The 24,504-nt window shown below is 45.1% G+C and carries 19 protein-coding genes; 4 read left to right on the forward strand and 15 right to left on the reverse strand.

From position 1 onward, the window contains the following. Positions 1–23 precede the first annotated feature (23 nt). Positions 24–1,187, reverse strand: a complete 1,164-nt coding sequence (locus tag AACS92_RS07660) for a PrpF domain-containing protein (RefSeq protein ID WP_193756837.1) — start codon at positions 1,185–1,187, stop codon at positions 24–26. 563 nt (positions 1,188–1,750) lie between these two features. Here AACS92_RS07660 and AACS92_RS07665 point away from each other — a divergent pair. After that, positions 1,751–3,253: an 8-oxoguanine deaminase gene (locus AACS92_RS07665; RefSeq protein ID WP_099108377.1), complete on the forward strand. Its 1,503-nt coding sequence runs from the start codon at positions 1,751–1,753 to the stop codon at positions 3,251–3,253. A 621-nt stretch (positions 3,254–3,874) separates the two neighbouring features. Continuing rightward, on the forward strand, positions 3,875–4,735 hold the full coding sequence (locus tag AACS92_RS07670; RefSeq protein WP_099108378.1) for a hypothetical protein: 861 nt from the start codon (positions 3,875–3,877) through the stop codon (positions 4,733–4,735). A gap of 175 nt (positions 4,736–4,910) precedes the next feature. On the opposite strand, the gene nuoN is transcribed toward AACS92_RS07670, so the two are convergent. From nuoN to hexA, 14 genes are all read right to left on the reverse strand, one after another. Further along, positions 4,911–6,368, reverse strand: a complete 1,458-nt coding sequence (gene nuoN / locus AACS92_RS07675) for an NADH-quinone oxidoreductase subunit NuoN (protein ID WP_099108379.1) — start codon at positions 6,366–6,368, stop codon at positions 4,911–4,913. 6 nt (positions 6,369–6,374) lie between these two features. Continuing rightward, entirely contained in the window at positions 6,375–7,895 is a 1,521-nt protein-coding gene (gene nuoM, locus AACS92_RS07680; protein WP_099108380.1) for an NADH-quinone oxidoreductase subunit M, read from the reverse strand. A 19-nt stretch (positions 7,896–7,914) separates the two neighbouring features. Then, positions 7,915–9,762: an NADH-quinone oxidoreductase subunit L gene (gene nuoL / locus AACS92_RS07685; RefSeq protein WP_099108381.1), complete on the reverse strand. Its 1,848-nt coding sequence runs from the start codon at positions 9,760–9,762 to the stop codon at positions 7,915–7,917. Then, on the reverse strand, positions 9,759–10,061 hold the full coding sequence (gene nuoK, locus AACS92_RS07690) for an NADH-quinone oxidoreductase subunit NuoK (protein ID WP_099108382.1): 303 nt from the start codon (positions 10,059–10,061) through the stop codon (positions 9,759–9,761). Before nuoK ends, nuoL begins: the two co-directional genes overlap by 4 nt. Beyond that, entirely contained in the window at positions 10,061–10,588 is a 528-nt protein-coding gene (nuoJ, locus tag AACS92_RS07695) for an NADH-quinone oxidoreductase subunit J (RefSeq protein WP_099108383.1), read from the reverse strand. The genes nuoK and nuoJ overlap by 1 nt, the downstream gene beginning before the upstream one ends. Before the next feature lie 12 nt (positions 10,589–10,600). After that, positions 10,601–11,143: an NADH-quinone oxidoreductase subunit NuoI gene (nuoI, locus tag AACS92_RS07700; protein WP_099108384.1), complete on the reverse strand. Its 543-nt coding sequence runs from the start codon at positions 11,141–11,143 to the stop codon at positions 10,601–10,603. Positions 11,144–11,158: 15 nt separating this feature from the next. Continuing rightward, complete coding sequence (gene nuoH / locus AACS92_RS07705; protein WP_099108385.1) at positions 11,159–12,136, reverse strand: NADH-quinone oxidoreductase subunit NuoH; 978 nt, start codon at positions 12,134–12,136, stop codon at positions 11,159–11,161. Next, on the reverse strand, positions 12,136–14,859 hold the full coding sequence (nuoG, locus tag AACS92_RS07710; protein WP_099108470.1) for an NADH-quinone oxidoreductase subunit NuoG: 2,724 nt from the start codon (positions 14,857–14,859) through the stop codon (positions 12,136–12,138). The genes nuoH and nuoG overlap by 1 nt, the downstream gene beginning before the upstream one ends. A 55-nt stretch (positions 14,860–14,914) precedes the next feature. Beyond that, positions 14,915–16,279, reverse strand: a complete 1,365-nt coding sequence (nuoF, locus tag AACS92_RS07715) for an NADH-quinone oxidoreductase subunit NuoF (RefSeq protein WP_099108386.1) — start codon at positions 16,277–16,279, stop codon at positions 14,915–14,917. After that, the gene (gene nuoE, locus AACS92_RS07720; protein ID WP_099108387.1) at positions 16,276–16,821 is read right to left on the reverse strand and encodes an NADH-quinone oxidoreductase subunit NuoE; all 546 of its coding nucleotides are present in this window, start codon (positions 16,819–16,821) and stop codon (positions 16,276–16,278) included. Before nuoE ends, nuoF begins: the two co-directional genes overlap by 4 nt. Before the next feature lie 2 nt (positions 16,822–16,823). Next, positions 16,824–18,623: an NADH-quinone oxidoreductase subunit C/D gene (gene nuoC, locus AACS92_RS07725; RefSeq protein ID WP_193756838.1), complete on the reverse strand. Its 1,800-nt coding sequence runs from the start codon at positions 18,621–18,623 to the stop codon at positions 16,824–16,826. Positions 18,624–18,736: 113 nt separating this feature from the next. Continuing rightward, the gene (locus AACS92_RS07730) at positions 18,737–19,411 is read right to left on the reverse strand and encodes a NuoB/complex I 20 kDa subunit family protein (protein WP_099108389.1); all 675 of its coding nucleotides are present in this window, start codon (positions 19,409–19,411) and stop codon (positions 18,737–18,739) included. A 15-nt stretch (positions 19,412–19,426) separates the two neighbouring features. Further along, the gene (locus tag AACS92_RS07735) at positions 19,427–19,915 is read right to left on the reverse strand and encodes an NADH-quinone oxidoreductase subunit A (RefSeq protein WP_241537845.1); all 489 of its coding nucleotides are present in this window, start codon (positions 19,913–19,915) and stop codon (positions 19,427–19,429) included. Positions 19,916–20,624: 709 nt separating this feature from the next. Continuing rightward, the gene (gene hexA / locus AACS92_RS07740; protein WP_099108390.1) at positions 20,625–21,599 is read right to left on the reverse strand and encodes a transcriptional regulator HexA; all 975 of its coding nucleotides are present in this window, start codon (positions 21,597–21,599) and stop codon (positions 20,625–20,627) included. An 800-nt stretch (positions 21,600–22,399) separates the two neighbouring features. On the opposite strand from hexA, the gene AACS92_RS07745 reads away from it, so the two are divergent. Beyond that, positions 22,400–23,617, forward strand: a complete 1,218-nt coding sequence (locus AACS92_RS07745; protein ID WP_099108391.1) for a pyridoxal phosphate-dependent aminotransferase — start codon at positions 22,400–22,402, stop codon at positions 23,615–23,617. 284 nt (positions 23,618–23,901) lie between these two features. Next, positions 23,902–24,483, forward strand: coding sequence for a 5'-deoxynucleotidase (gene yfbR / locus AACS92_RS07750; protein ID WP_099108392.1), 582 nt, complete (start codon positions 23,902–23,904; stop codon positions 24,481–24,483). Positions 24,484–24,504 lie beyond the last annotated feature (21 nt).

The raw sequence follows: 24,504 nt of genomic DNA on the forward strand, positions 1-24,504 counted from the left end.
CTCCTACGGTTGATGATAATTCATCAACCGTAACACATATTTCTCATTACTCTTTCTAATTCATTACTCGGATTGTAAATAAAAAACTCACCTTCCATTAAAATTTGGGCATTTCTTTGAGCACCTGCATACGCTATATTTTCACCATCAAGAATAATACTGAATTCAGATATCCCCGACAGATGTTCAATACGTACCGTAGCATTATCATCACTACCGTTGCGGGAATAATGGATATCACTGGCAATAGTTCCAGAAAAACAACTGGCAGCAGTCAAACAACAACCACCCGAAACAGCAACCGATGAATGAACATTTTTGGGAGTAAGATATCTGATGCTGATATCACCTCCATTTACAGGAGGCGCAATAATCGCTATTTTGGGCTGAGTTATAGATTTTTTTAAATCATCCTCATTCATTAATTTCCCATCATGCTTAATAATTCCCATTTTTTTCCCCATCCCTGATCTTATTGCCAAAATTTTTTCTTGTAATAATGTATTATTTTCAATTTCCTTGACACTTTCATAACCAGTGATCCCTAAATCTTTTGCATTGATAATGATCATGGGTACAACAACATCGATACAAGTAAGAGGAATATCATTAAATATATCAATTAAATTTCCTGTAGGAAAAATCGATGATGTTTTTGAACAGGCTGGAGACTCAAATAAAACATGAACTTCCGGAAAATCCCCAATAACACCGGGGATAGATGTTAATTGATATTCAGGAGACACATTAGCCATTGAACATAAAATATTTTTACGCGTATTAGTGTTATAAATATTTAGCCTGCCATCAGGCATTAGCAATTTCTCTTCAGGTAAACCTCTTATCACCAATGGTATTGATGAAGTCATATTTCCACAATTAACTTCCCATGATATCGTATTGCTATCTTTTTCAAGCTGGGCAAACGTACTAATAACTTTTTTAGATTTATCATCTATATCAATGATAAATGCTTTGTTGCTGGTAATCACTCTTCGGCCTAATCCATGTGATTGGGTATTATCTTTAACAGTACCTAGCAAAGGAACACCCATTATGTGCCTAAGAATCTCTTCCTTTAATTCTCTTTTTTCTGGTAAATATTTTTGTAATACAACTACACCTGTAGACGTCCCGCCCCTGACATAATAGAGTGGAATTTTAATTGGAAAAGATGATTTTTTCATAAAGCTATCACTATCAATAAATTGAAACCATGGCCTGAAAATCATAAAAACGTGGGATTGCAATAAAATGACATGACATGACATGACATGACATGACATGACATGACATGACATCATTTTCAATTTAATTAATTATTTAAACCTTGAATGACGAAAAAATAGCAAAGCCATCAATAAATTGAAAATCATATTGCATTAACAATAAACAAAACCTCAATGAAACAACATGCAATAAATATAAATACATATAACACCAGATAACAATTTAATATTTAGTGAGTTAAGCACATGGCTAAAAAACACATCTTATAAAAAAAACCACCATTGATGAAATTAACGACATTCACAGTAAATATTTCAATAAAATCAAAACCATTTAAAAACATCGAATTTATTGTTGTATGATTATTGAAAAACATGATATACAGCTCAATGTATCTTGAATGATAGAATATAGGAATAACAAACTCCCCAACCAAAGTTTGATTTCTAAAATAAGAAGAATATGCATCTCACTATTAAACAATAAGATTTATTGTCTCTTATTAAAATTAGGAGTAGTCATGAAGGATAAAGAACCTGACCAACTACGTCGCCTATTAGTAAAAGCCCCGCTGCTGGTTCCCTTATTCACAACACTTCCCGCCTCTGCAAAAGAAAGACTGGTGTCATATTTCATCGGAGATAAATCCCCCGGTGCGATACCAACAACCGGAAAAACGCTATTACTGAAAAATGCTGACATGGTTGTGACCATGGATAAAGATAGGCGAGAAATTAAAAGAGGTTGTGTCTTTATTAAGGGTAATATCATTGTTGCTGTCGGAACGGAAAGCGAAGTACCGCAAACAGCCGATAGAGTTATCGATCTCAAAGGGCATATTGTTATTCCGGGCCTGATTAATACTCACCATCATATGTACCAGAGCCTGACCCGCGTCGTGCCATCGGCACAAGACGGCGAACTGTTTACCTGGCTGACCGCACTGTATCCGATCTGGGAAAAACTGACTCCGGAGATGATGAAAGTGGCAACCAAAACGGCGATGGCTGAATTGATGCTTTCTGGCTGTACCACTTCCAGCGATCACCAGTATATCTACTCGAACGGCATCAAGCTTGATCACAGTATTGAAGCAGCACAAGAAATGGGAATGCGTTTCCACGCTTGCCGCGGCAGCATGAGTATGGGGAAAAAACAGGGCGGCCTGCCACCAGACTCCCTTGTTGAGAATGAGAAATTTATCCTGAAAGACACCCTGCGTGTGATTGAGCAGTTCCATGATGCTAAGCGCGGTGCGATGATCCGCATCGTGGTTGCACCTTGTGCTCCGTTCTCAGTAAGTGAAGTATTAATGCGTGAATCAGCAAAACTTGCCCGAGCGCACGGCGTTTCACTGCATACTCACTTGGCAGAAAACATCAGTGATATCGATTACAGCAAAAAAAACTTCAACAAAACCCCGGCTCAGTATGTGGAAGATCTTGAGTGGGTTGGTCACGACGTGTGGCACGCACATTGTGTGAAACTCGACGACTACGGCATAAAGCTGTTTGCCCGTACCGGCACCGGTGTAGCACACTGCCCATGTTCCAACATGCGTCTGGGTTCCGGTATCGCACCAGTACGGCATATGCTGGACGCAGGAATGCATGTGGGGCTGGGAGTCGATGGCTCCGCCTCTAACGACAGCTCAGATATGATGGCAGAAGTACGTCAGGCGCTGCTATTACAGCGCGTAGGTTTCGGCCCGGAAGCATTAACTGCCCGTGAAGCACTGGAAATCGCAACACTTGGGGGCGCAAAAAACCTCAACCGTGATGATATAGGTGCGCTGGCTCCGGGTATGATGGCAGATATTGCTGTGTTTAATCTTGACGGCATTGGTCTTGCAGGCGCACAGCACGATCCGGTCTCAGCGCTGGTGTTCTGTAACCCGGGTAAAGTGGCGTACAACATCATCAACGGCCGCATCGTAGTTGAAGACGGTAAAGTAACTACCGTGGATGTTCCTGTCATTATTGAACAGCATAATCGCCTTGCCTACCAACTGGTTGAGGGTTAAACCACAAAATTTTGTTGGCTCGTATTACAGTGAAGAAGAGAGTTTTCTGACACTGTTTTTTACATGTTACTGCGGTTAGTGATAATTTATTAATCGTGATATATAATCTTTCATTACTCTCACCAATCTATTTCTAAGATTATAAATAAAAACTCTCTTTTTATTAAAGTCACATAATTTCGATTCTAATTTTAATATATACTCGATAAACTTCAATTTACAACTAGTAATATTAAGTAAACCTTTATATTCTCCAGCATCACGGAGAGATACAATACGCATCTTGAAGTTGAATTTTAATATTCACAATACCTAATAATATTAAATTAAATATTCCAGATAAGTGTTCGACACATACAATTGAATAAGCATTCACTCCATTATAAATACATACCCCAGTAACAATTTAATATAATTAGCATACCAAATAAAAAATAAATCTCATAATATATCAAGTCAATATAATTACACACTATGATAGTTCCTAAACTAACATATTATATGATAACAAATATAACTTAAATAAATTAGTTAATTACTAATGTTTAACAATTGTTTAAAGCACTATTCCCATACATTGCTATGTTTAATATATCTTATAAATAACAGAAGGGTAGTTATATGCCTTTTAAACATCCTTTCAGAGATAGATTTCATGTAGGTGATTTGATATATGGATTACATAATAGCAGAGCTAAATATATTGACAACATGCCTGCTTTTAGTGATGCAAAAGAACACCATGATCAGAGTAATGTACCGCCAATTTTTATAGATGATTATTTTCTTGAAAGAGAAATAATCGAAGAAGAAATAAAAACTAGACCACCCCTAAGTGTTAAACTACCTAAACATATTAATGATCCAAACTATGAGGAAAATAAAAATAGTTTTTTTAATCACCTAAAACATGAATTACCTAGTAAATATAATAATATAGCTACAAATCGTAGGTATCCCAGGTATTGGGACAAATTTGATAAGCGTAATAACACACTCTGTGATTCTGAACGCGATTATGTTGAAAAATTTGAGGCTGTAGCCATCAAGGATTTCGGAAGAAAAAGTAAAGGTGGGTTATCATGGGCAGTTACAAATGGTATCTATGTCCATTTCATACTTGATGATATCGATATGCTTGGTCTCATTAACAAAAACAAAGTGCCTCGTAATGTAATTGGCTCAGACTGGGCCGCTAGGATAGATTTGGTGAAAAGCATAACAGGACAAGAGCTAAGGTGGATTTTCAGGAATAGAGGAGATTCTAGAGTTGCTGCAAAAATCCAATTTTGGCTTGATGGTAAACCCGTTGCTCCACCTTGGGTAGAGACACCAAATTTTTTGCAGATAATATCGAGTACTTTTAATCCTTTTTCTAGTCCTGCTCAGAGAGATAAAAATATTGAAAAGTTAAAGGAAGACGCCGCATGGGGTAAATATGCAGAACACGTACGACAAAAACATCAAAATGGTGAAAACTGAACGATATTCAACACTCTCCCTATTATTTAATATACCCTGATAGAATTTGAATTATTTTCAGCACACAATTAAATCCAATTGTGTGCTGAATTTATTGTATATATCCAGCATAAATAAACTCAAAAGCCCCGGTCAGTCATAACCGGGGCTTTATATCATTGCTTGAGAGTAAACCCTACATGACGCTTTTCGCCTGCTGGACGATCTCAATCAGTGGCTGTGGCCAGACACCGAGGAGCAGGACCAGTAACGCAGTGAGTAACACGACAATACCACCAGAAGTTCGGGCCCAGTTTCTTGGGGTATCACGGTTCAGTGCTTTTGGTGCTGGCAGGTATAAACTCACCATCACACGCAGGTAGAAGTAAAGACCAATCGCACTTCCCAATACTACCGCACCGGTCAACCACCACAGTCTGGCTTCAACACCTGTTGCGATAACATAGAATTTACCGATAAAACCAAATGTCAGCGGTATACCTGCCAATGACAACATCATAATAGTCATGACAGCGGATAAAATTGGCCTGTGCCAGAACAAACCACGGTAGGAGAACAGTGATTCCGCATCAGGGCCTCGGTATGGGCTGGACATCAGGCTGACCACGCCAAATGCGCCAATGCTGGCGAGTAGATAACCAGCCAGATAAACCCCGGCTGTTTCTTCTGCTAGTTTGTGATCTTTAATAGCGATCAAGACCACCAGCAAATATCCCAGATGTGCAATGGATGAATAACCGAGCAGACGCTTGATATTACTCTGTGTCAGTGCCAGCAGGTTACCAAACAGGATTGAGGCAATTGCAATCACTGTTAGTACAATACGCAGAGTTTCACTGTCTGTTACAGGTGCCTGTACAAACAAGCGCATCACAACAGCAAAGATTGCCACTTTACTCGCCGTTGCCAGAAAGGTCGATACCGGTGCTGGCGCGCCCTGATACACATCCGGCGTCCAAAGCTGGAAGGGAACGAGGGAAAGTTTGAAGCCCAGCCCGACAATCATCATCCCCAGACCTGCCAGAACCAGCGGCTCATGGAGTTTACTGTCGCTCAGGCTTCTGCCCAGTGATGCGAAGGACAAATCACCTGATTCAGCATACAGCAGAGCAATACCGAACAACAGGAACGAGGATGCCGCCGCAGACAGCAGCATATATTTGATACTCGCTTCCAGTGAGCGTTTCTGGCGGAAGGCGTAACCAACCAGGCCAAACAGCGGCAGAGTGATTAGCTCAATACCGATAAACAAGGATGCCATATGATTGGCCGCAGAAAGCAGAATACCGCCAGCAGCTGCAATCAACACCAGCAGATAAAATTCTTCTTTGTTATCGGGATAATTTTCCAGCCACGAATAGGCAAATGTCGTCGTTGCAAGGCTCGCAATCAGCACCAGTGCTGTATAGAACATGGCAAAGCGATCCACATGGAGCAACGGAGTGACATCCATCGGTTCCTGTTGCCCGACAAAATAGAGAGAAAGCAGTGCCAGATTCAGGCCAATTACCGTCAGGGTGACGTTAGTGAAATGATCGCGTCGCCATGCAATGGACAGCATCACAACCACCACCGTCAATCCGACGATTAATAGCGGCAACAGTGCGATCAATTGTTCAGAAGTTATTGTCATGGCGAATTACGGCCTTGTAGTTAAAAGTGAAGCTGAATACCAATTCTGGATGTTGCTCATTGCCGCAGCCGAAGTATCAAGAATCGGTTGTGGATAAACACCAAGAATCACCAACAGGGCACCCAGCAGCAGCAAAATGGAAATTTCTCGTGCATCCATCCGTGGCAATGGCTCATCAGATTTTGGCGTACCATAGTGAGCTTTCTGCATCAGGTACAGAGCATATACAGAGGCGAAAACCAGACCAAACACAGATACCGTAGTAATCAGGGTAAATTTACCGAAACTGCCGAGCAGGATCATAAACTCACCCACAAAGTTACCAGTGCCCGGCATACCTAATGTTGCTACCGCAAAGAACAGAGATATGGCCGGCAACAGCTGAATTCGTCCCCATAGGCCACCCATCTGACGTAAATCACGGGTATGCAGGCGTTCATAGAGCTGACCACACAGAATAAAAAGCCCGGCCGCTGACAAGCCGTGGGCAATCATCTGGATAACTGCACCCTGATAAGCCAGTTGGCTGCCGGTATAGATAGCTATCAAAACGAAGCCCATATGCGAAACACTGGTGTAAGCAATCAGACGTTTGATATCGGTCTGGCTGAAAGCCATCCATGCACCGTAGAAGATACCAATGACACCCAGCCACATCGCGATTGGTGCAAATTCCGCAGAAGCCTGAGGAAACAGAGGCAAACCAAAACGCAACAAGCCATATGCCGCTGTTTTCAACAAAATCCCCGCGAGGTCAACAGAACCTGCCGTTGGTGCCTGACTGTGAGCGTCCGGCAACCAACCATGCAAAGGTACAACAGGCATTTTCACAGCGAACGCGATGAAGAATCCCAGCATCAGCAGATACTGAACCGTATGTGACATCGGGGTATCCAGCAGTTTTTCATAGCTGAATGACCACTCACCGGTTGCATCGTGGTAAATGAATGCCAGTGCCAGAATCGAAATCAGCATCACCAGACCGCTGGCCTGAGTATAAATGAAGAATTTCGTCGCTGCCGTAATACGGGTTTTGCCCTGTGATCCTCTGTGACCCCAAAGTGCAATCAGGAAGTACATCGGAACCAGCATCACTTCCCAGAAGAAGAAGAACAGGAACAGGTCAATGGCAAGGAATACGCCCATCACGCCACCGAGGATCCACAGCAGGTTCAGATGGAAAAAACCCTGATACGGCTGGTTTTCGTTCCACGAACAAAGAATTGCCATTAAACCCAGCAGCGCAGTCAGGACGACCATCAAGAGTGACAAACCATCCAAAGCCAAATGAATGGAGATGCCAAAGCGCGGTATCCACGGCATCATAAATTCTGATTGCCACTGTGGAATGCCTTGTGGGTTGGTCAGCGTATAGCCTCCCTGCATCCAGAGGTACAGAGAAAGCAGCAGAGTCAGCCCCATCGCAAGAGACGCTATCCAACGCGGCACACGGGTGCCGAAGCGTTCTGCCTGCCAACACAGCAGGCCTCCGATGAAGGGCAGAAGAATTAGCCAAGGTAGTAGCATGGCGCAATGTGTCCCTTAATTAAACCAAAAGCAGCAGAGCTAAAACCAGCACTGCACCCAACCCTATAGAGGTAGCGTACCAACGAACCTGTCCGTTCTCACTCAAACCAAGTCCCTTATTGCCCCAACGTGACAATATTGCAGGGATATTCATCAGTGAGTTCAGAGGATCATTCCGTAACAGTTGTGTAATACCTTTGAATGGTTTCACAAATACCCAGTCATACAGAGCATCAAAACCCCAGGCATGGAACCACCATGTTGAGAAGAAACGCCCCGGAGCACTGTTGGCAATTGCATTGACCAAACTCCGTTTACCAAGGTACAACGCGGCAGCCAGTAAAATACCCAGCACAGCAACCACACCGGAAACAATCTCCAGCGTCATCTTGCCGTCATGCCCTTCTGCACCGTTACCCGGCAGAACACCTGCCAGCGGTTGTTCAATCCACGCACCAACAAAAGTGGACAATATCAGCAGCACTGACAACGGCAGCGTATGGGTAATACCTTTAACTGAATGCGCTTTGGTATTTTCTTTCCCGTGGAACACAATGAAGATCATGCGGAAGGTATACAGAGAGGTCATCAATGCACCTATCAGACCTGCCAGCATCAGGTTCATATGACCATTTGCCAGCGCGCCCCACAGGATTTCGTCTTTACTGTAGAAGCCTGCTGTCAGCAACGGCAGGGCAGACAAGGCAGCCCCCCCCACCAGGAAGCAGAGATAAACAAACGGAATACGTTTGCTCAGGCCACCCATTTTGAAAATGTTCTGCTCATGATGGCAGGCAAGAATGACCGAACCAGAAGCAAGGAACAGCAGAGCCTTGAAGAAGGCATGAGTCATCAGGTGGAAAATCGCCGCATCCCATGCCTGTACACCCAACGCCATAAACATGTAACCAATCTGGCTCATGGTGGAATAGGCAAGTACGCGCTTGATGTCCGTCTGTACCAGTGCAGCAAAACCCGCCAGCAGCAGGGTAACGGCACCAATAATACCCACCAGATGCAGAATATCTGGTGCCATCAGGAACAGAGCATGGCTGCGGGCAATCAGATAGACACCGGCTGTTACCATCGTTGCTGCGTGGATCAGAGCAGAAACCGGCGTCGGGCCAGCCATCGCATCTGCCAGCCATGTCTGTAATGGCAACTGAGCAGATTTACCTACTGCACCACCCAGAATCATCAGGGTTGCCCATGTGATTGCTGTCGAACCGGCTTCAATATGCTGCGGTGCCAGTACCGCCAGTTCGCGGAAGCTCAGCGTACCCAACTGGTCGTAGAGGATAAACATACCGATGGCAAGGAATACGTCACCCACACGGGTTACGATAAAGGCTTTCATTGCCGCAGCACCGTTGGCAGGCGTTTTGTAATAAAAGCCAATCAGAAGGTAACTACACAGCCCTACCCCTTCCCAACCGAGGTACATCAGCAGCATGTTATCTGCCAGAACCAGAACCACCATGCTGGCGATAAACAGGTTGGTATAAGCGAAGAAACGGGAATAGCCTTCTTCACCACGCATATACCATGAAGCATAAGTGTGGATCAGAAAACCGACACCGGTGACTACACTCAGCATGGTTAATGACAGACCATCCAATACCAGATTGACCGGAATACTGAAACTGTCTACGCTCATCCAGTTCCATAATGTCTGGCTATAGACAAACCCACCAGCTTCATTCTGAGTATGGAAATCCATCCCGACCCAAAGAGTCACCAATGCGGCCAACCCGACAGAACCGATTCCAACGGTCGCTGACAGATTTTCAGACCAGCGGCCGCGGGAGAATGCCAGCAGCAAAAATCCCAGCAGTGGCAACAGAATTGTTAAATAGAGTAAGTTCATCCGCGCATCTCACTGACTATATCAATATTCAGGTTCTGGCGACGACGGTATAGCTGTAGTAACAGAGCCAGACCGATACTCGCCTCGGCGGCTGCCAGTGTAATAGCCAGAATGTACATCACCTGACCATCAGGCTGGAGCCAATAGCTACCGGCAACAATAAATGCCAGCGCTGAAGCATTGATCATGATTTCCAGCCCGATCAGCATAAATAGCAGATTACGACGGATAATCAGGCAAGTGAAACCCATTGCAAACAGAATAGCCGCCAGAATCAGACCATGTTCCAAAGGTATCATTATTGGTCCTCCACACGATTGCTGAGTACTTCACCCTGACGACTTTCACGACCAACGTGGTAAGCCACTACAAGCCCGGCCAGTAATAGCAGGGATGCCAGCTCGACTGCCAGTACATAAGGGCCGAACAGACTAATGCCCACTTCTTTGGCACTGACTACTTCGCCACTGATTGCAGCTTCAGGCAGGCTGTGAATAGCAAAGATCAGGACAGCCAGTAAAATGGCCGAAAGGATTACAGGCCCAATCCAGGCTCTCGGCTTCAGCCATTGTCTTTCCTGATCAGCGACTGATTTGCCAAGGTTCAGCATCATCACAACAAAGACGAACAACACCATGATCGCCCCGGCATAAACGATGATTTCCAGTGCACCAGCAAAATAAGCGCCCAGAGAAAAGAACACGACTGAAAGCGCCAGCAGGGAAATAATCAGGTACAGCAACGCATGTACGGGATTGGTGTGCGTTATTACCCTGAGTGTTGCCAGAATGGCAATCAACCCTGCGATATAAAATGCAAATTCCATGAATATCGCTCCTTATGGCAACAGGCTTTTAACGTCGATAGGTTTGGCTTCATTGTCGGCTTCGCCTTTGTCTTTGCCATCAATCGCCATACCTGACTTACGGTAAAAGTTATAGTCAGGGTATTTACCCGGCCCGGAAATCAGCAGGTCTTCTTTTTCATACACCAAATCCTGACGGTTGAATTCACCCAGTTCAAAATCCGGTGTCAACTGGATAGCCGTAGTCGGGCAGGCTTCTTCACACAGTCCGCAGAAAATGCAGCGTGAGAAGTTGACACGGAAAAACTCCGGATACCAGCGACCGTCTTTATGTTCGGCTTTTTGCAGGGAGATACACCCCACCGGACAGACAGCTGCACACAGGTTACAGGCAACACAACGCTCTTCACCGTCAGGGTCACGCGTCAGAACGATGCGCCCACGGTAACGGGGTGGCAAATAAACCGGTTCTTCCGGATACATTTTTGTTTCGCGTTTATGGAAGGCATGAAGCCCTATCATCCAAATACTGCGTACCTGGGTGGCGAAACCAACCAATAACTCTTTTAATGTCATGGTTTAATCACCCCTTTATTGAGCGTTGTACAAAATCACTGCGGCAGTCGCCAGCAGGTTGAGTAAAGTTAACGGCAAGCAAATTTTCCAGCCGAATGACATCACCTGGTCATAACGCGGACGCGGTAACGCAGCACGGATCAGAATGAACATCATCATGAAAAATGCTGTTTTCAGCGCAAACCAGACGAATGGAGGCAGGAAAGGCCCATGCCAGCCACCAAAGAAGAGTGTGACGATTAAAGCGGACACCGTCACAATACCGATATATTCACCCACAAAGAACATACCGAATTTCATGCCGGAATATTCAATATGATAACCATCTGCCAGCTCCTGCTCTGCTTCCGGCTGGTCAAAGGGGTGGCGGTGACATACTGCAACCGCCGCAATAGCGAACGTCAGGAAGCCAAAGAACTGCGGGATAATATTCCACAGGTGCTGCTGGGAGTTAACAATATCCACCATATTGAAGGAGCCAGCCTGTGCGACGACTCCCATCATGGATAGACCAATGAAAACTTCATAGCTCAGTGTCTGTGCTGATGCCCGCATTGCGCCTAACAGCGAGTATTTGTTGTTACTCGACCATCCGGCGAACAACACCGCATAAACAGCCAGACCCGCCATCATCATGAAAAACAGAATACCGATGTTCAGATCTGCCGCCATCCATGTCGGGCTGACAGGTACAATGGCAAAAGCCAGTAACAGAGAGCAGAAACCAACGATAGGAGCCAGAGTAAAGATCATCCGGTCTGAGAAGCGTGGTGCCCAGTCTTCTTTGAAGAACATTTTGATCATGTCAGCGACAAGCTGTAATGAGCCGCCCCACCCTACGCGGTTTGGCCCATAGCGATTCTGGAATAGACCAAGAAGACGGCGTTCGCCGAAACTCATGAATGCTCCGCAGACAACCACAACCAGCAGAATAACAATCGCTTTAAGAACAGAAATCAAAATTTCTGTCAATTCGGGAGTCAGCCAGTTCATTATGCAACCTCCCGTAAGTTATTGACTGCTCTGCCTGCCAGAACCGGCGGAATACCCGGCATTCCCAATGGCAGCCCAATCTGCCCCTGAGCAAGATTGCTGCTCAGGCGCACCGCTAAGCGCAATTGCTGCCCCGAACAATCAAATTCCATCATGGAACCTTCTTTCACATTAAGATGTTCAGCATCCTGACGGTTCATCATCACATACGGCTCAGGCATACGCTCCTGAATGACATCTGCCCGCTGGGATAACTCCTCACTACCAAACAGATGGAAATAAGGTGCGATGTACCATTCATTTTTCTGCGCACTAAAAGCAGCCGGAATGCTGTCAAAGTAGTTCAGACCACCATCCACTGTCTCAATCAGGCGTACACCGGGATCGCCGAAACGCAGCTTACCGCCCACTTCTGCCTGGAATTTATTCCATGCCTGAGGTGAGTTCCAGCCCGGCGCCCACGCAAACGGGATTTGCTGACGATCCGCAAACGGGCTGTTATTCCCTTCCATTGAGAAGGCAAACGCCGTATCGATATCTTGCGGCTGGCGCTGTTCATGAACACTGACATTGGCAAGCATGGCTGTACGGCCACTGTAACGATGAGGTGAACGGGCCAGTTTCTGACCACGGATACGGAATGTGGCATCCGGTGCAGCATTGACGATGCCCTTGAATTGCGGCATTTCTTTGACACAAGCGTCAATCACATGGTCAAGCTGAGTCCAGTCCGTCTGACGCTGTGTATAGGTTGTATGCAGAGAGTGCATCCAGCGCCAGCTTTCCAGCATGACAACAGATTTGTCATAGAATGCAGGCTCATATACCTGGAAGTATCGCTGTGCACGGCCTTCCTGATTCACCAGCGTGCCATCGCTTTCTGCAAAACTGGAAGCAGAGAGGATCAGATTAGCTTTATCCATAATGGCGGTATGCTGATGATCAACAACAATCAGATTTTTCAGGCTATCCAGTGCACTGTCAATCTTATCGGCAGGAGCGTGACGGTAGAGATCGTTTTCCATCACGATAGCCGTGTCTGAATCGCCTTTAGCAATACGCTGTAAAGCAACATCCAGCGACTGTGCCTCCATCATCGCCAGACCAAGGCTGTTCGCATAAGCAGCTACATAGGAAAGGCCGACATTGGCTCCACTGTCTTTCAATGCCCATGCGATATTAGCGGCAGCCTGAATCAGGGTATCACTGCCCGCATTGCTGCCACTGATAATCAGTGGTTTTTTCGCTCCACGCAGTGCCTGAGCAACGATTTCTACTTTCGCTTTCAGTTCATCCGGCAGGTCATTGACAGCAGGAGCAATGCTATTCAGGGCATGTGCCACGGCAAAACCGAACCGGGCCTGATCATCAACGGGTGCACGATAATTCCATGCTGCGATATCATCCAGACGAGTATCATCAACGCTGGTCAGGAAGAGCGGATATTTGGCATGTTGACCGATATTCATCACTGCTGCAATTTGCCAGTCCGCTACTTTTTGAGCTGCCGCCATTTCACGGGCTTTGCCCTTAACCGCCTGACGTACCGACAGCGCCATGCGGGCACCTGTCTGTGTCAAATCTTCACCCAACACTAACACAGCGTCGTAATCTTCGATCTCCCGCAAAGATGGTGTATAAACTCCACCCTGTTGCAGAATTTCCAGCATCATGTCGAGACGGTGCTGCTCTTCTGCTGAAATGCCGCTATAGAAATTCTCCGCACCCACTAATTCGCGCAGTGCAAAGTTACTTTCGATACTGGCACGTGGCGAACCGATACCAATCGCGTTTTTCGCCTGACGCAGAATATCTGCCCCGCCCTGCATCACCTGCTCGGCATTCAGTGAAATCCACTGATCACCACGAAGCTGTTGTGGCTGACGAGGGCGATCACCGCGATTGACATAGCCATAACCAAAGCGGCCACGGTCACACATGAAATAGTGGTTAACCGTGCCGTTATAGCGGTTTTCAATGCGGCGTAATTCTCCGTAACGTTCTCCCGGGCTGGTGTTACAGCCGATACTGCACTGCTGGCAGATACTCGGTGCAAACTGCATATCCCATTTACGGTTATAACGTTCAGAGTGCGTTTTATCGGTAAATACCCCTGTCGGGCAAACTTCGACTAAGTTACCGGAAAATTCACTTTCCAGCGTGCCATCTTCAGGGCGGCCAAAGTAGATATTGTCATGTGCGCCATAAACACCCAAATCCGTGCCGTCCGCATAATCTTTGTAGTAGCGGACACAGCGGTAACAGGCGATACAGCGGTTCATTTCATGAGCAATAAATGGGCCCAGTTCCTGATTCTTGTGTGTGCGTTTGGTAAAACGGTATTTACGGAATGAATGCCCCGTCATCACCGTCATATCCTGCAAATGGCAGTTACCACCTTCTTCACAGACAGGACAGTCATGAGGGTGGTTAGTCATCAGCCATTCCACCACACTTGCGCGGAACTGTTTTGCTTCTTCATCATTAATGGAGATATACGTACCATCTGAGGCCGGCGTCATACAGGACATCACCAGACGACCACGTGTATCTTCCGCGTTCTGATATTGCTTAACCGCACACTGGCGGCAAGCGCCAACGCTTCCCAGCGCTGGATGCCAGCAAAAATAAGGGATATCAAGCCCCAGCGAGAGGCAGGCTTGTAACAGGTTATCAGCCCCGTTTACATCATAATTTTTGCCGTCTACATGTATCGTAGCCATAGTCAGCATGCTTCCCAATGGCCTGCCGTGGCAGGCGTTAATCAAAAATTCTTCTCTACCAACGCTGCTTAAGCAGGTTTGGCTGGATGCCTGCAATCAGGCTGGTATTCCCGTAATCTCTGGTGACAATCCCCGCCTCAAATTCTTCGCGGAAGTACTTAATTGCACTTTGCAAAGGTTCTACGGCACCGGGAGCATGAGCACAGAAAGTTTTGCCGGGGCCGAGGAAGCGACAGAGCTGCTCCAGGGTTTCGATATCACCGGGCTGGCCTTTCCCTTCTTCAATGGCACGGAGGATTTTGACACTCCAGGGCAGACCATCACGGCATGGCGTACACCAGCCACAGGATTCACGGGCGAAAAATTCTTCAAGATTACGGGTTAGGGAAACCATATTGATCTCGTGATCAACTGCCATTGCCAGCGCGGTGCCTAAACGACTTCCGGCTTTGGCGATGTGTTCGAAATCCATCGGCAGATCAAGATGTTCTTCGGTCAGAAAGTCGGTTCCTGCTCCCCCCGGCTGCCAGGCTTTAAATTTAAGCCCGTCACGCATACCACCAGCATAATCTTCGAGAATTTCGCGGGCAGTGGTGCCAAATGGCAGTTCCCATAAGCCCGGGTTTTTGACCCGGCCGGAGAACCCCATCAGTTTAGTGCCGGCATCTTTACTTTTGCCTTCACTTAAACCGATGTACCACTCTTTACCGTGTTCAAGAATAGCCGGAACATTACACAGGGTTTCTACGTTATTGACGCAGGTTGGTTTTCCCCAGACACCTGCTGTTGCCGGGAATGGTGGCTTGGAACGAGGGTTGGCACGGCGCCCTTCAAGGGAGTTAATCAGTGCGGTTTCTTCACCACAGATATAACGTCCCGCGCCGGTATGCACAAACAGCTCAAAATCAAAACCACTGCCCAAAATATTTTTGCCCAGTAACCCTGCTGTTTTCGCCTCTTCAATGGCTTTACGCAGATGAACAGCAGCTTCAACATATTCACCGCGCAGGAAGATATAACCGCGATATGCTTTCAGCGCGAAAGCACTTATCAGCATGCCTTCCACCAGCAAATGCGGTAATTGCTCCATCAGAAGACGGTCTTTATAAGTTCCCGGCTCCATTTCATCGGCATTACACAACAGATAGCGAATGTTCATGCTTTCATCTTTCGGCATCAGGCTCCACTTCAACCCCGTGGAAAAGCCCGCTCCGCCGCGCCCTTTCAGGCCAGCATCTTTCACCAGTGCGGTGATTTCATCAGGAGCCATGCCCTTCAGTGCTCTTTCGGCTCCCTTGTAACCATTTTTGCTACGGTATTCATCCAGCCAGACAGGTTGTTGATCATCACGCAACCGCCATGTCAGGGGATGAGCTTCCGCTGTGCGGATAATTTCTTTCACTCCTGAATGCGTTGTCATTGATACTGCTCCAGCAATTTTTCAATTTCTTCGGGTTTCACATAACTATGAGTGTCATCGTCAATCATCATGGTCGGCCCCTTGTCACAGTTACCCAGACAGCAGGTTGGCAATAATGTGAAACGGCCATCTGTCGTGGTTTGACCCGGACGGATGCTCAAATGTTTTTCAATTGCCGCCTGAACCCCCTGAAAGCCCGTAATGTGACAAACAACACTGTCACAGTAACGAATGATGTGGCGGCCTACCGGCTGACGGTAAATCTGGCTGTAGAATGTCGCCACGCCTTCCACATCACTGGCGGGAATACCTAATACTTCTGCAATGGCCGAAATTGCACCATCCGGCACCCAACCACGCTGCTTCTGTACAATTTTCAGTGCTTCGATTGACGCTGCACGCGGATCTTCGTAGTGGTGTTTTTCCTGCTCGATAGCATCACGTTCCCCGGCACTCAGTACAAACTCATCCGGTATCTGAGCGTCTGTCACGTTGACCACATCAAGGCGTGCCTGCTTGTTTGCGTTAAATTCACTTTGCATCGTTAGCGATCCACATCAGACATAACAAAATCGATACTACCCAGATAAACGATCAGGTCAGAAACCAGACTGCCGCGTATCACCGAAGGGATCTGTTGTAAATGTGCGAAACTCGGTGTGCGGATACGGGTACGGTAACTCATGGTGCTACCATCACTGGTCAGGTAGTAGCTGTTAATACCCTTAGTCGCCTCAATCATCTGGAATGATTCATTGGCTGGCATGACCGGCCCCCATGACACCTGCAAAAAGTGGTTAATCATGGTTTCGATATGTTGCAGGGTGCGCTCTCTTGGCGGCGGCGTGGTCAGTGGATGATCAGCCTTGAACGGGCCTTCCGGCATATGTTTCAGACACTGCTCAAGGATGCGCATACTCTGACGGATCTCTTCCACTTTCAGCATCACGCGGTCATAACAATCGCCGTTGTAACCAACCGGTACTTCAAAGTCGAAATTTTCATAACCGGAATAAGGGCGCCATTTGCGCACATCAAACTCAATACCGGTTGCACGCAGACCCGCGCCTGTCACGCCCCAGTCCAGAGCCTGCTTCGCATTGTAGGCAGCGACACCGACAGAACGCCCTTTCAGAACACTGTTTTTCAGTGCCGCCTTGACATAAGAATTCAAACGTTTCGGCAACCAGTTCAGTAAGTCACGCAGCAGTTTATCCCAGCCTCGCGGCAGGTCATGAGCAACACCACCGATACGGAACCAGGCCGGATGCATACGGAAGCCGGTAATAGCTTCAACAACATCGTAAACCTTCTGACGGTCGGTAAAGGCGAAGAACACGGGGGTCATCGCACCAACGTCCTGAATAAAGGTACTGATATAAAGCAGATGGCTGTTGATGCGGAACAGTTCAGACAGCATGACGCGGATAGCTTTCACACGCTCAGGCACCTCAATACCCGCCAGTTTTTCAACCGCAAGTACGTAAGGCATTTCGTTAACGCATCCCCCCAGATATTCAATCCGGTCGGTATAAGGGATGTAACTGTGCCATGACTGACGCTCACCCATTTTTTCCGCACCGCGGTGGTGGTAGCCGATGTCAGGAACACAATCAACGATCTCCTCACCATCAAGCTGAAGAATGATGCGGAATGCACCATGCGCTGACGGGTGATTTGGCCCGAGGTTAAGAAACATGAAGTCCTCATTTTCGGTTCCACGTTTCATGCCCCACTCTTCTGGTTTGAAAGTCAGGGCTTCCATTTCCAGATCTTCTTTCTGTTTGGTCAGCATGAAAGGATCGAATTCCGTGGCGCGAGCTGAATACTCTTTACGCAACGGATGACCTTCCCAAGTAGGTGGCATCAGGATACGACGTAAATTCGGATGACCATTAAATGTAATACCGAACATTTCCCACGTTTCACGTTCGTACCAATTGGCATTCGGGAAAATTGACGTGATAGTCGGGATATTCAGGTCTCTCTCATCAAGTGCGACTTTCAACATAATGTCACGGTTACGCTCGATGGAAAGCAGGTGATAAAACACCGAAAAATCTGCCGCCGGCAGACCTTCCCGGTGAGAACGCTGACGCTCATCAACGCCATGCAAATCAAACAGCATGACATAAGGTTTGGGCAACTTTCTCAGGAACGTGATTACTTCCGTTAACCGTTCCCGCTTAATCCAGACAACCGGCATACCAGTGCGGGTAGGCTGGACGGTAAACGCATCAGGGCCAAATTGGCGATTAAGCTCACTTACGACCGGATCATCAAGGTGATCTCTGGTTTCCCAAGCAGGCCGTACGCTTTCTTGCGCTATCTGATCTGTCATCATTCTTCACCACAACGCTTGATCAGGGTTTAATGTGATCGCAACATAATCTTGAGTTACGACATTGCTCTGGTTATTTTTATGGCTGAAAAGCCTTAAAATAGCGGCTAAAAGCCTTAAATCTCATCTGGGGTACGCAGGTTTTTCACTGCGATACGTTCACCACGCTTCCGTTCTCTTTCTGATTGCATATTTGCGCGGTAAACCCCCTGATCACCAACGACCCATGACAGCGGGCGGCGCTCTTTGCCAATAGACTCCTGCAATAACAGCAGTGCCTGCATATAAGCTTCAGGGCGCGGTGGACAGCCGGGAATGTAGACATCGACGGGAATAAACTTATCAACTCCCTGCACGACAGAATAAATGTCGTACATCCCGCCTGAGTTTGCACAGGCTCCCATCGAAATAACCCACTTAGGCTCCAGCATCTGGTCATATAAGCGCTGGATCACAGGTGCCATCTTGACAAAGCATGTACCTGAGATAACCATGAAATCAGCCTGACGGGGAGATGCCCGCAGTACTTCAGCGCCGAAACGGGCAACGTCATGAACTGCGGTAAAAGAAGTCACCATTTCTACATAACAACAGGAAAGGCCAAAGTTATAAGGCCACAGGGAATTCTTTCTTCCCCAATTCACCATGTCATGCAGAGCATGTTCTAATTTACCCATATAGACACTACGGTGGACGTGCTGCTCCAGAGGATCGCTGACAAGCTCCTGCTTTTGCAGGGGGTAACGGTCATTCTCACCGTTCGGATCTATGCGGGTGAGCGTATAATCCATCTTTATGCCTCGCTATTACTGCATTTGACTGTTGTTGGTATTAACATTGGTGGTATTAGCATTAGTGGTACTGACATCAGCGGTATGAACATCAGCACTGGGATGACTGACCTGACGTCTTGAACGTGCGGGTGTCCAGTTCAGTGCTCCGATGCGAGCCAGATAAACCAAGCCTGCTAATAAGACCAAAATGAAAATACTTGCTTCGGCAAAGCCCAGCCAGCCACTCTCTTTGATAGAGACTGACCACGCGTATAAATAAAGGGCTTCAACATCGAAGATGACAAAAAACATGGCAACCAGATAAAATTTCGCCGACAGACGAAGACGGGCACTGCCGACAGAATCGATACCCGATTCATAAGGGACGTGTTTTGCTCTGGCTTTTGCTCTGCCCCCAAGAAAGTACGCTCCCAATAACATGAACGCAGCCAACCCAAGAGCACCTATCAGGAAAATCGCAAATGCCCAGTTATGGGCCAAAACTCCAGTAGATGTTGACATACTCGTTGCTTACTCATCAAAAGTGGTGTCAAGGTATCTGCTCTTTTAACCGGCAGTGTTGCACCACATCGATTCATGGGAAGGGATAACAACCAAATCTGAAACAGTGCTAATCAATAGCTTGAAAGGCATGGATCATTTTGGTTTTTATTCCTCTCAACAATTTTGTCAGTTACGACAAATATGCTTACTAATTTATTTTACAAAGCACAAACTTTTGATTAACGAATTGTGCTGGTGTATCGCTAAAACGTGTCAGTAGGACAAAAAACTAACAACACACTATAACTAGTCTAACCGATAACTCGACTTTACTACACTATTATCTCAGGAAAAACCTGTCTTTCCACTGTGCAGGGGGGGATATTTTTATGATCAAGTGCACAGTTTCATTGAAAAACATTCAACAACAGAACAGTTTTCATTCAACCATTAATGGACTGTTTCTAAAAGGAACAATTTGAGTTTAATTACGCGACTATTTCTGAAAATAGATCTATTTTATCAGTTTAAAAAATGAAAGTTGTTAACAAAGAAACATTACATTAACTAAAATTAGAAAGGATAATAAAATTAATAAGGGATATTTCTGACAGTAAATATCAGCAATTAGAATGGAAACAGGAAAAGGTTATTAATATATATTTAGAAACAGGCTAATATTTCCACAAATAAAATGGAAATATTAGCCTATAAAACACACGTAATATTACTCGTTTATATTTTCTACTGAGGATTCTTCAATGGATTCAAGAGAGTCATCAGATTCATCAATATCATCTGTTTCATCTGATTCAATGGATGTCACGGTATAAGGTGTTTTCTTATTTTCTATAGCATCAAAAACTGTCAGAACTGATTCATTTTGTTCATTACTGTTTCGATACAAGAAGAACTGTATTTCTGGCAAACGCGGCAGCCCTTCACTCTCACCCAAAATTCTTAAGTCAGCATTCTGCATTTCCAAAGGACGGGCAGTAATACCAACCTCTGCATTAACAGCAGAGCGAACAGCGGATAAGGATGCAGCTTCATAGGCAATACGCCACGGAATACCACTCATATCAAGAGTATCAAGTGCGATTTGACGGAAAGTGTTCGTTTCGTCCATCACAACCAGGGGAACCGGCTCATTTACCTGCAACTGGAAGTCAGGCGCACAGTGCCACAATACTGGTGAAGAACGAAGTACAGTACTAGGATGATGATTAATTTTTGCTGTGGTTAATGCTAAATCAATTTCATGGTTATCCAGCATACTTTCAATAAATTGACTACGTTTAATACGCACATCAACAGCAATACGTGGATAGACAGAAGCAATACGGTTTAACAGGAAAGGAAGCAGAGTATCGACTGTATCGTCAGACGCTCCTATTCTGAGTTCACCGTCTGCATCATTATATGTCAATGATGCGGTAGCATCGTCATTAGCACGCAGGATTTGGCGTGCATAACCAAGAAGTTGAAGCCCATGCTCGGTAAGGAGCTTATTACGTCCATGGCGAGCAAATAATTCTCTCCCCACTAAATGTTCCAAACGTTGCATTTGCTGACTAACAGCCGATTGCGTTCTACAAACTGCTGCTGCTGCTGCTGCAAAAGTATTTAAGTCAGCAACGGCAACGAAAGTCCTTAGCAGATCGAGATCGAGGTTTATTATCTGACGATTTGCATTTATCATTGTTTATTCATCACTTTTTTTTGATTTTAATTACTAACTAACCTGGTGTTTTTACTTCAGCAGTATCAAATAAAATAATACCAATTCTGACACTACTCTACTCTATTAAAGAGGGCAAAGGTTTACTGCATTTTTTTACTACTTATATCATCATGGGTTTTATTTTCTCCTTTCTTAACAAAATTTATGCAATCACTGAATTAATGGCTAAGTAAAAACCTATTTACCTTACATAACCACCAATTTCCAGTACAAATAGTCTTTTTCTGACTTGCTTCAAAGAATAACATAACTTCAATTCGCAAAACTTAACCAAAGCAAACAATATTAGTATTTTTAATGAATTAATACTTTTATTGAAAAGTCATGAAAATGTTACGGGTAAAAATTCAAAAAGATTCTCGAAGTATCTAAGATAAAAACCTTAATTAATTTTATGTCGGCAAAGATAAATTATAAGAATACATTATACAAATTATCTTACTTTTATTGACAATTCAGCCCGCCTTTATGATTTAAACTAAAAATCAGCATCATTCCTTATCTTTTAACAGTTCGTCAACTAAAAACGCCTCATTATGCAGAGTTAAATTCCAAAAAATAAAAAACAACCAGAACTATAAACCAACCAAACTCATGTTTTTAGATAGCAGACTTATTCATTAGACTTTAAAACAACCGTTTTAACCAAAGATATCATGGGCTCTTCAAAAGATTGACTGAGAGGAGTACATTGAACATTAGATTTTTTGTAAGCCGGATAAAATCCACTTTTGCCAAGAAAAAGGTTAAGGCACCCTATGTTTTCCATTAATAAATCCAGCAAATTAGATAATGTCTGCTATGACATTCGAGGTAACGCCCTTAAAGAAGCTAAACGGCTTGAAGAGGAAGGGAATAAGGTACTGAAATTAAACATTGGTAATCCGGCTCCATTTGGTTTCGAAGCACCTGATGAAATTTTAGTTGATGTTATCCGCAATCTGCCAACTGCCCAGGGCTATTCTGATTCGAAAGGCCTGTACTCAGCGCGTAAAGCGATCATGCAACATTATCAGGCGCGGAATATGCTGGATGTTACCGTTGAGGATATCTTTATCGGTAACGGTGTTTCTGAACTTATTGTTCAGTCTATGCAGGCCTTGCTCAATACCGGTGATGAAATGCTGGTTCCGGCTCCTGACTACCCGCTCTGGACTGCTGCCGTCTCTCTTTCCAGTGGTAAAACTGTCCATTATTTATGTGATGAGCAACAAGGCTGGTTCCCTGATTTAGATGATATCCGCCGTAAAATAACCCCCCGCACCCGTGGTATCGTCATCATTAACCCGAATAACCCGACTGGCGCGGTATATAGTAAAGAACTCCTGCTGGAAATCGTGGAAATTGCCCGCCAGCATAACCTGATTATTTTCGCGGACGAAATTTACGACAAGATCCTGTACGATGAAGCCCAGCACCATTCCATCGCTGCACTGGCACCGGATCTTTTTACTGTCACCTTTAATGGTCTGTCAAAAACCTACCGTGTTGCTGGTTTCCGTCAGGGATGGATGGTACTAAACGGCCCGAAAAAACAGGCAAAAGGTTATATCGAAGGACTGGAAATGCTGGCATCTATGCGTCTTTGCGCTAATGTGCCGATGCAGCACGCCATTCAAACCGCACTCGGTGGTTATCAAAGTATTAGTGAATTCATTCTTCCGGGTGGACGCCTCTACGAGCAGCGCAACCATGCTTGGGAATTAATCAACCAGATCCCCGGTGTTTCCTGTGTGAAGCCGATGGGCGCTCTCTATATGTTCCCTAAAATTGATACAAAACGTTTCAATATTTATGATGATCAGAAGATGGTTTTGGATCTCTTGTTACAGGAAAAAGTATTATTAGTTCAGGGAACAGCTTTTAACTGGCCGGAACCGGATCATTTCCGTATTGTCACATTGCCACATACCGCAGATCTGCAAATGGCCATTGAAAAATTTGCCCGCTTCCTTGGCAATTACCGGCAAAAATAACTTAAAAATAAATCAGTTATATATTTCACAGCCTTCAGGATGCAGCCAATATACCCTATGGGTTTCGAGTTGCATCACGGCGACGAGGGAATGACAAATTCGTCAGGAACGAATTTACCTCACCAAAGGCTAGCCTCTCAGTTATCTCCGGTCGCATAGGTAACTATGCGACCGAGATGAGTGAACGCAGCCAACAAAAAGAGACAACTTGAAGGCTGTGGGTTTACTTCCTCCCAACCAACGCCCACAATCATAATCACCCTGTTTCATTGTAAGAGAAGATTATGAGCCATTTTTTCGCCCAGTTATCCCGCCTTAAACTGATTAATCGCTGGCCTCTTATGCGTAACGTACGCACAGAAAATGTTTCAGAACATAGTTTACAGGTTGCTTTTGTTGCACATGCCTTGGCAATAATAAAAAACCGTAAATTTAATGGGAATATCAACGCAGAACGAATTGCAATATTAGCAATGTATCATGATGCCAGTGAAGTTATTACCGGGGATTTGCCAACCCCAATAAAATACTATAATCCTCAAATTGCTCATGAATATAAAAAAATAGAAAAAATCGCCCAACATAAATTAATAGATATGTTACCGATTGAATTACAAAATGATTTCCGTTCTATTTTAGATGATCAATATCATACTGAAGAAGAAACTCATATTATTAAACAAGCTGATGCAATATGTGCTTATTTAAAATGTCTGGAAGAATTATCCGCTGGTAATTCTGAATTTAATCAGGCCAAAATCAGGCTAGAAAAAACATTAGAAAAACGCCACAGTCAGGAAATGGATTATTTCATAACCGTATTTGTTCCGAGTTTTAGCCTTTCCCTTGATGAAATTAGCCTATAAAAACAGCCAGGTCTGCAAAAA

Origin of the sequence: Xenorhabdus sp. KJ12.1, from assembly GCF_963876495.1 — a bacterium.
In the GTDB taxonomy this organism is placed as follows: Bacteria; Pseudomonadota; Gammaproteobacteria; order Enterobacterales; family Enterobacteriaceae; genus Xenorhabdus; species Xenorhabdus stockiae.

Excerpts from the sequence above, each read along its gene's own strand:
- AACS92_RS07660 (WP_193756837.1), bottom strand. The coding sequence starts at position 1,187 with ATGAAAAAATCATCTTTTCCAATTAAAATTCCACTCTATTATGTCAGG.
- AACS92_RS07665 (WP_099108377.1), top strand. The coding sequence starts at position 1,751 with ATGAAGGATAAAGAACCTGACCAACTACGTCGCCTATTAGTAAAAGCC.
- AACS92_RS07670 (WP_099108378.1), top strand. The coding sequence starts at position 3,875 with ATGCCTTTTAAACATCCTTTCAGAGATAGATTTCATGTAGGTGATTTG.
- nuoN (WP_099108379.1), bottom strand. The coding sequence starts at position 6,368 with ATGACAATAACTTCTGAACAATTGATCGCACTGTTGCCGCTATTAATC.
- nuoM (WP_099108380.1), bottom strand. The coding sequence starts at position 7,895 with ATGCTACTACCTTGGCTAATTCTTCTGCCCTTCATCGGAGGCCTGCTG.
- nuoL (WP_099108381.1), bottom strand. The coding sequence starts at position 9,762 with ATGAACTTACTCTATTTAACAATTCTGTTGCCACTGCTGGGATTTTTG.
- nuoK (WP_099108382.1), bottom strand. The coding sequence starts at position 10,061 with ATGATACCTTTGGAACATGGTCTGATTCTGGCGGCTATTCTGTTTGCA.
- nuoJ (WP_099108383.1), bottom strand. The coding sequence starts at position 10,588 with ATGGAATTTGCATTTTATATCGCAGGGTTGATTGCCATTCTGGCAACA.
- nuoI (WP_099108384.1), bottom strand. The coding sequence starts at position 11,143 with ATGACATTAAAAGAGTTATTGGTTGGTTTCGCCACCCAGGTACGCAGT.
- nuoH (WP_099108385.1), bottom strand. The coding sequence starts at position 12,136 with ATGAACTGGCTGACTCCCGAATTGACAGAAATTTTGATTTCTGTTCTT.
- nuoG (WP_099108470.1), bottom strand. The coding sequence starts at position 14,859 with ATGGCTACGATACATGTAGACGGCAAAAATTATGATGTAAACGGGGCT.
- nuoF (WP_099108386.1), bottom strand. The coding sequence starts at position 16,279 with ATGACAACGCATTCAGGAGTGAAAGAAATTATCCGCACAGCGGAAGCT.
- nuoE (WP_099108387.1), bottom strand. The coding sequence starts at position 16,821 with ATGCAAAGTGAATTTAACGCAAACAAGCAGGCACGCCTTGATGTGGTC.
- nuoC (WP_193756838.1), bottom strand. The coding sequence starts at position 18,623 with ATGATGACAGATCAGATAGCGCAAGAAAGCGTACGGCCTGCTTGGGAA.
- AACS92_RS07730 (WP_099108389.1), bottom strand. The coding sequence starts at position 19,411 with ATGGATTATACGCTCACCCGCATAGATCCGAACGGTGAGAATGACCGT.
- AACS92_RS07735 (WP_241537845.1), bottom strand. The coding sequence starts at position 19,915 with ATGTCAACATCTACTGGAGTTTTGGCCCATAACTGGGCATTTGCGATT.
- hexA (WP_099108390.1), bottom strand. The coding sequence starts at position 21,599 with ATGATAAATGCAAATCGTCAGATAATAAACCTCGATCTCGATCTGCTA.
- AACS92_RS07745 (WP_099108391.1), top strand. The coding sequence starts at position 22,400 with ATGTTTTCCATTAATAAATCCAGCAAATTAGATAATGTCTGCTATGAC.
- yfbR (WP_099108392.1), top strand. The coding sequence starts at position 23,902 with ATGAGCCATTTTTTCGCCCAGTTATCCCGCCTTAAACTGATTAATCGC.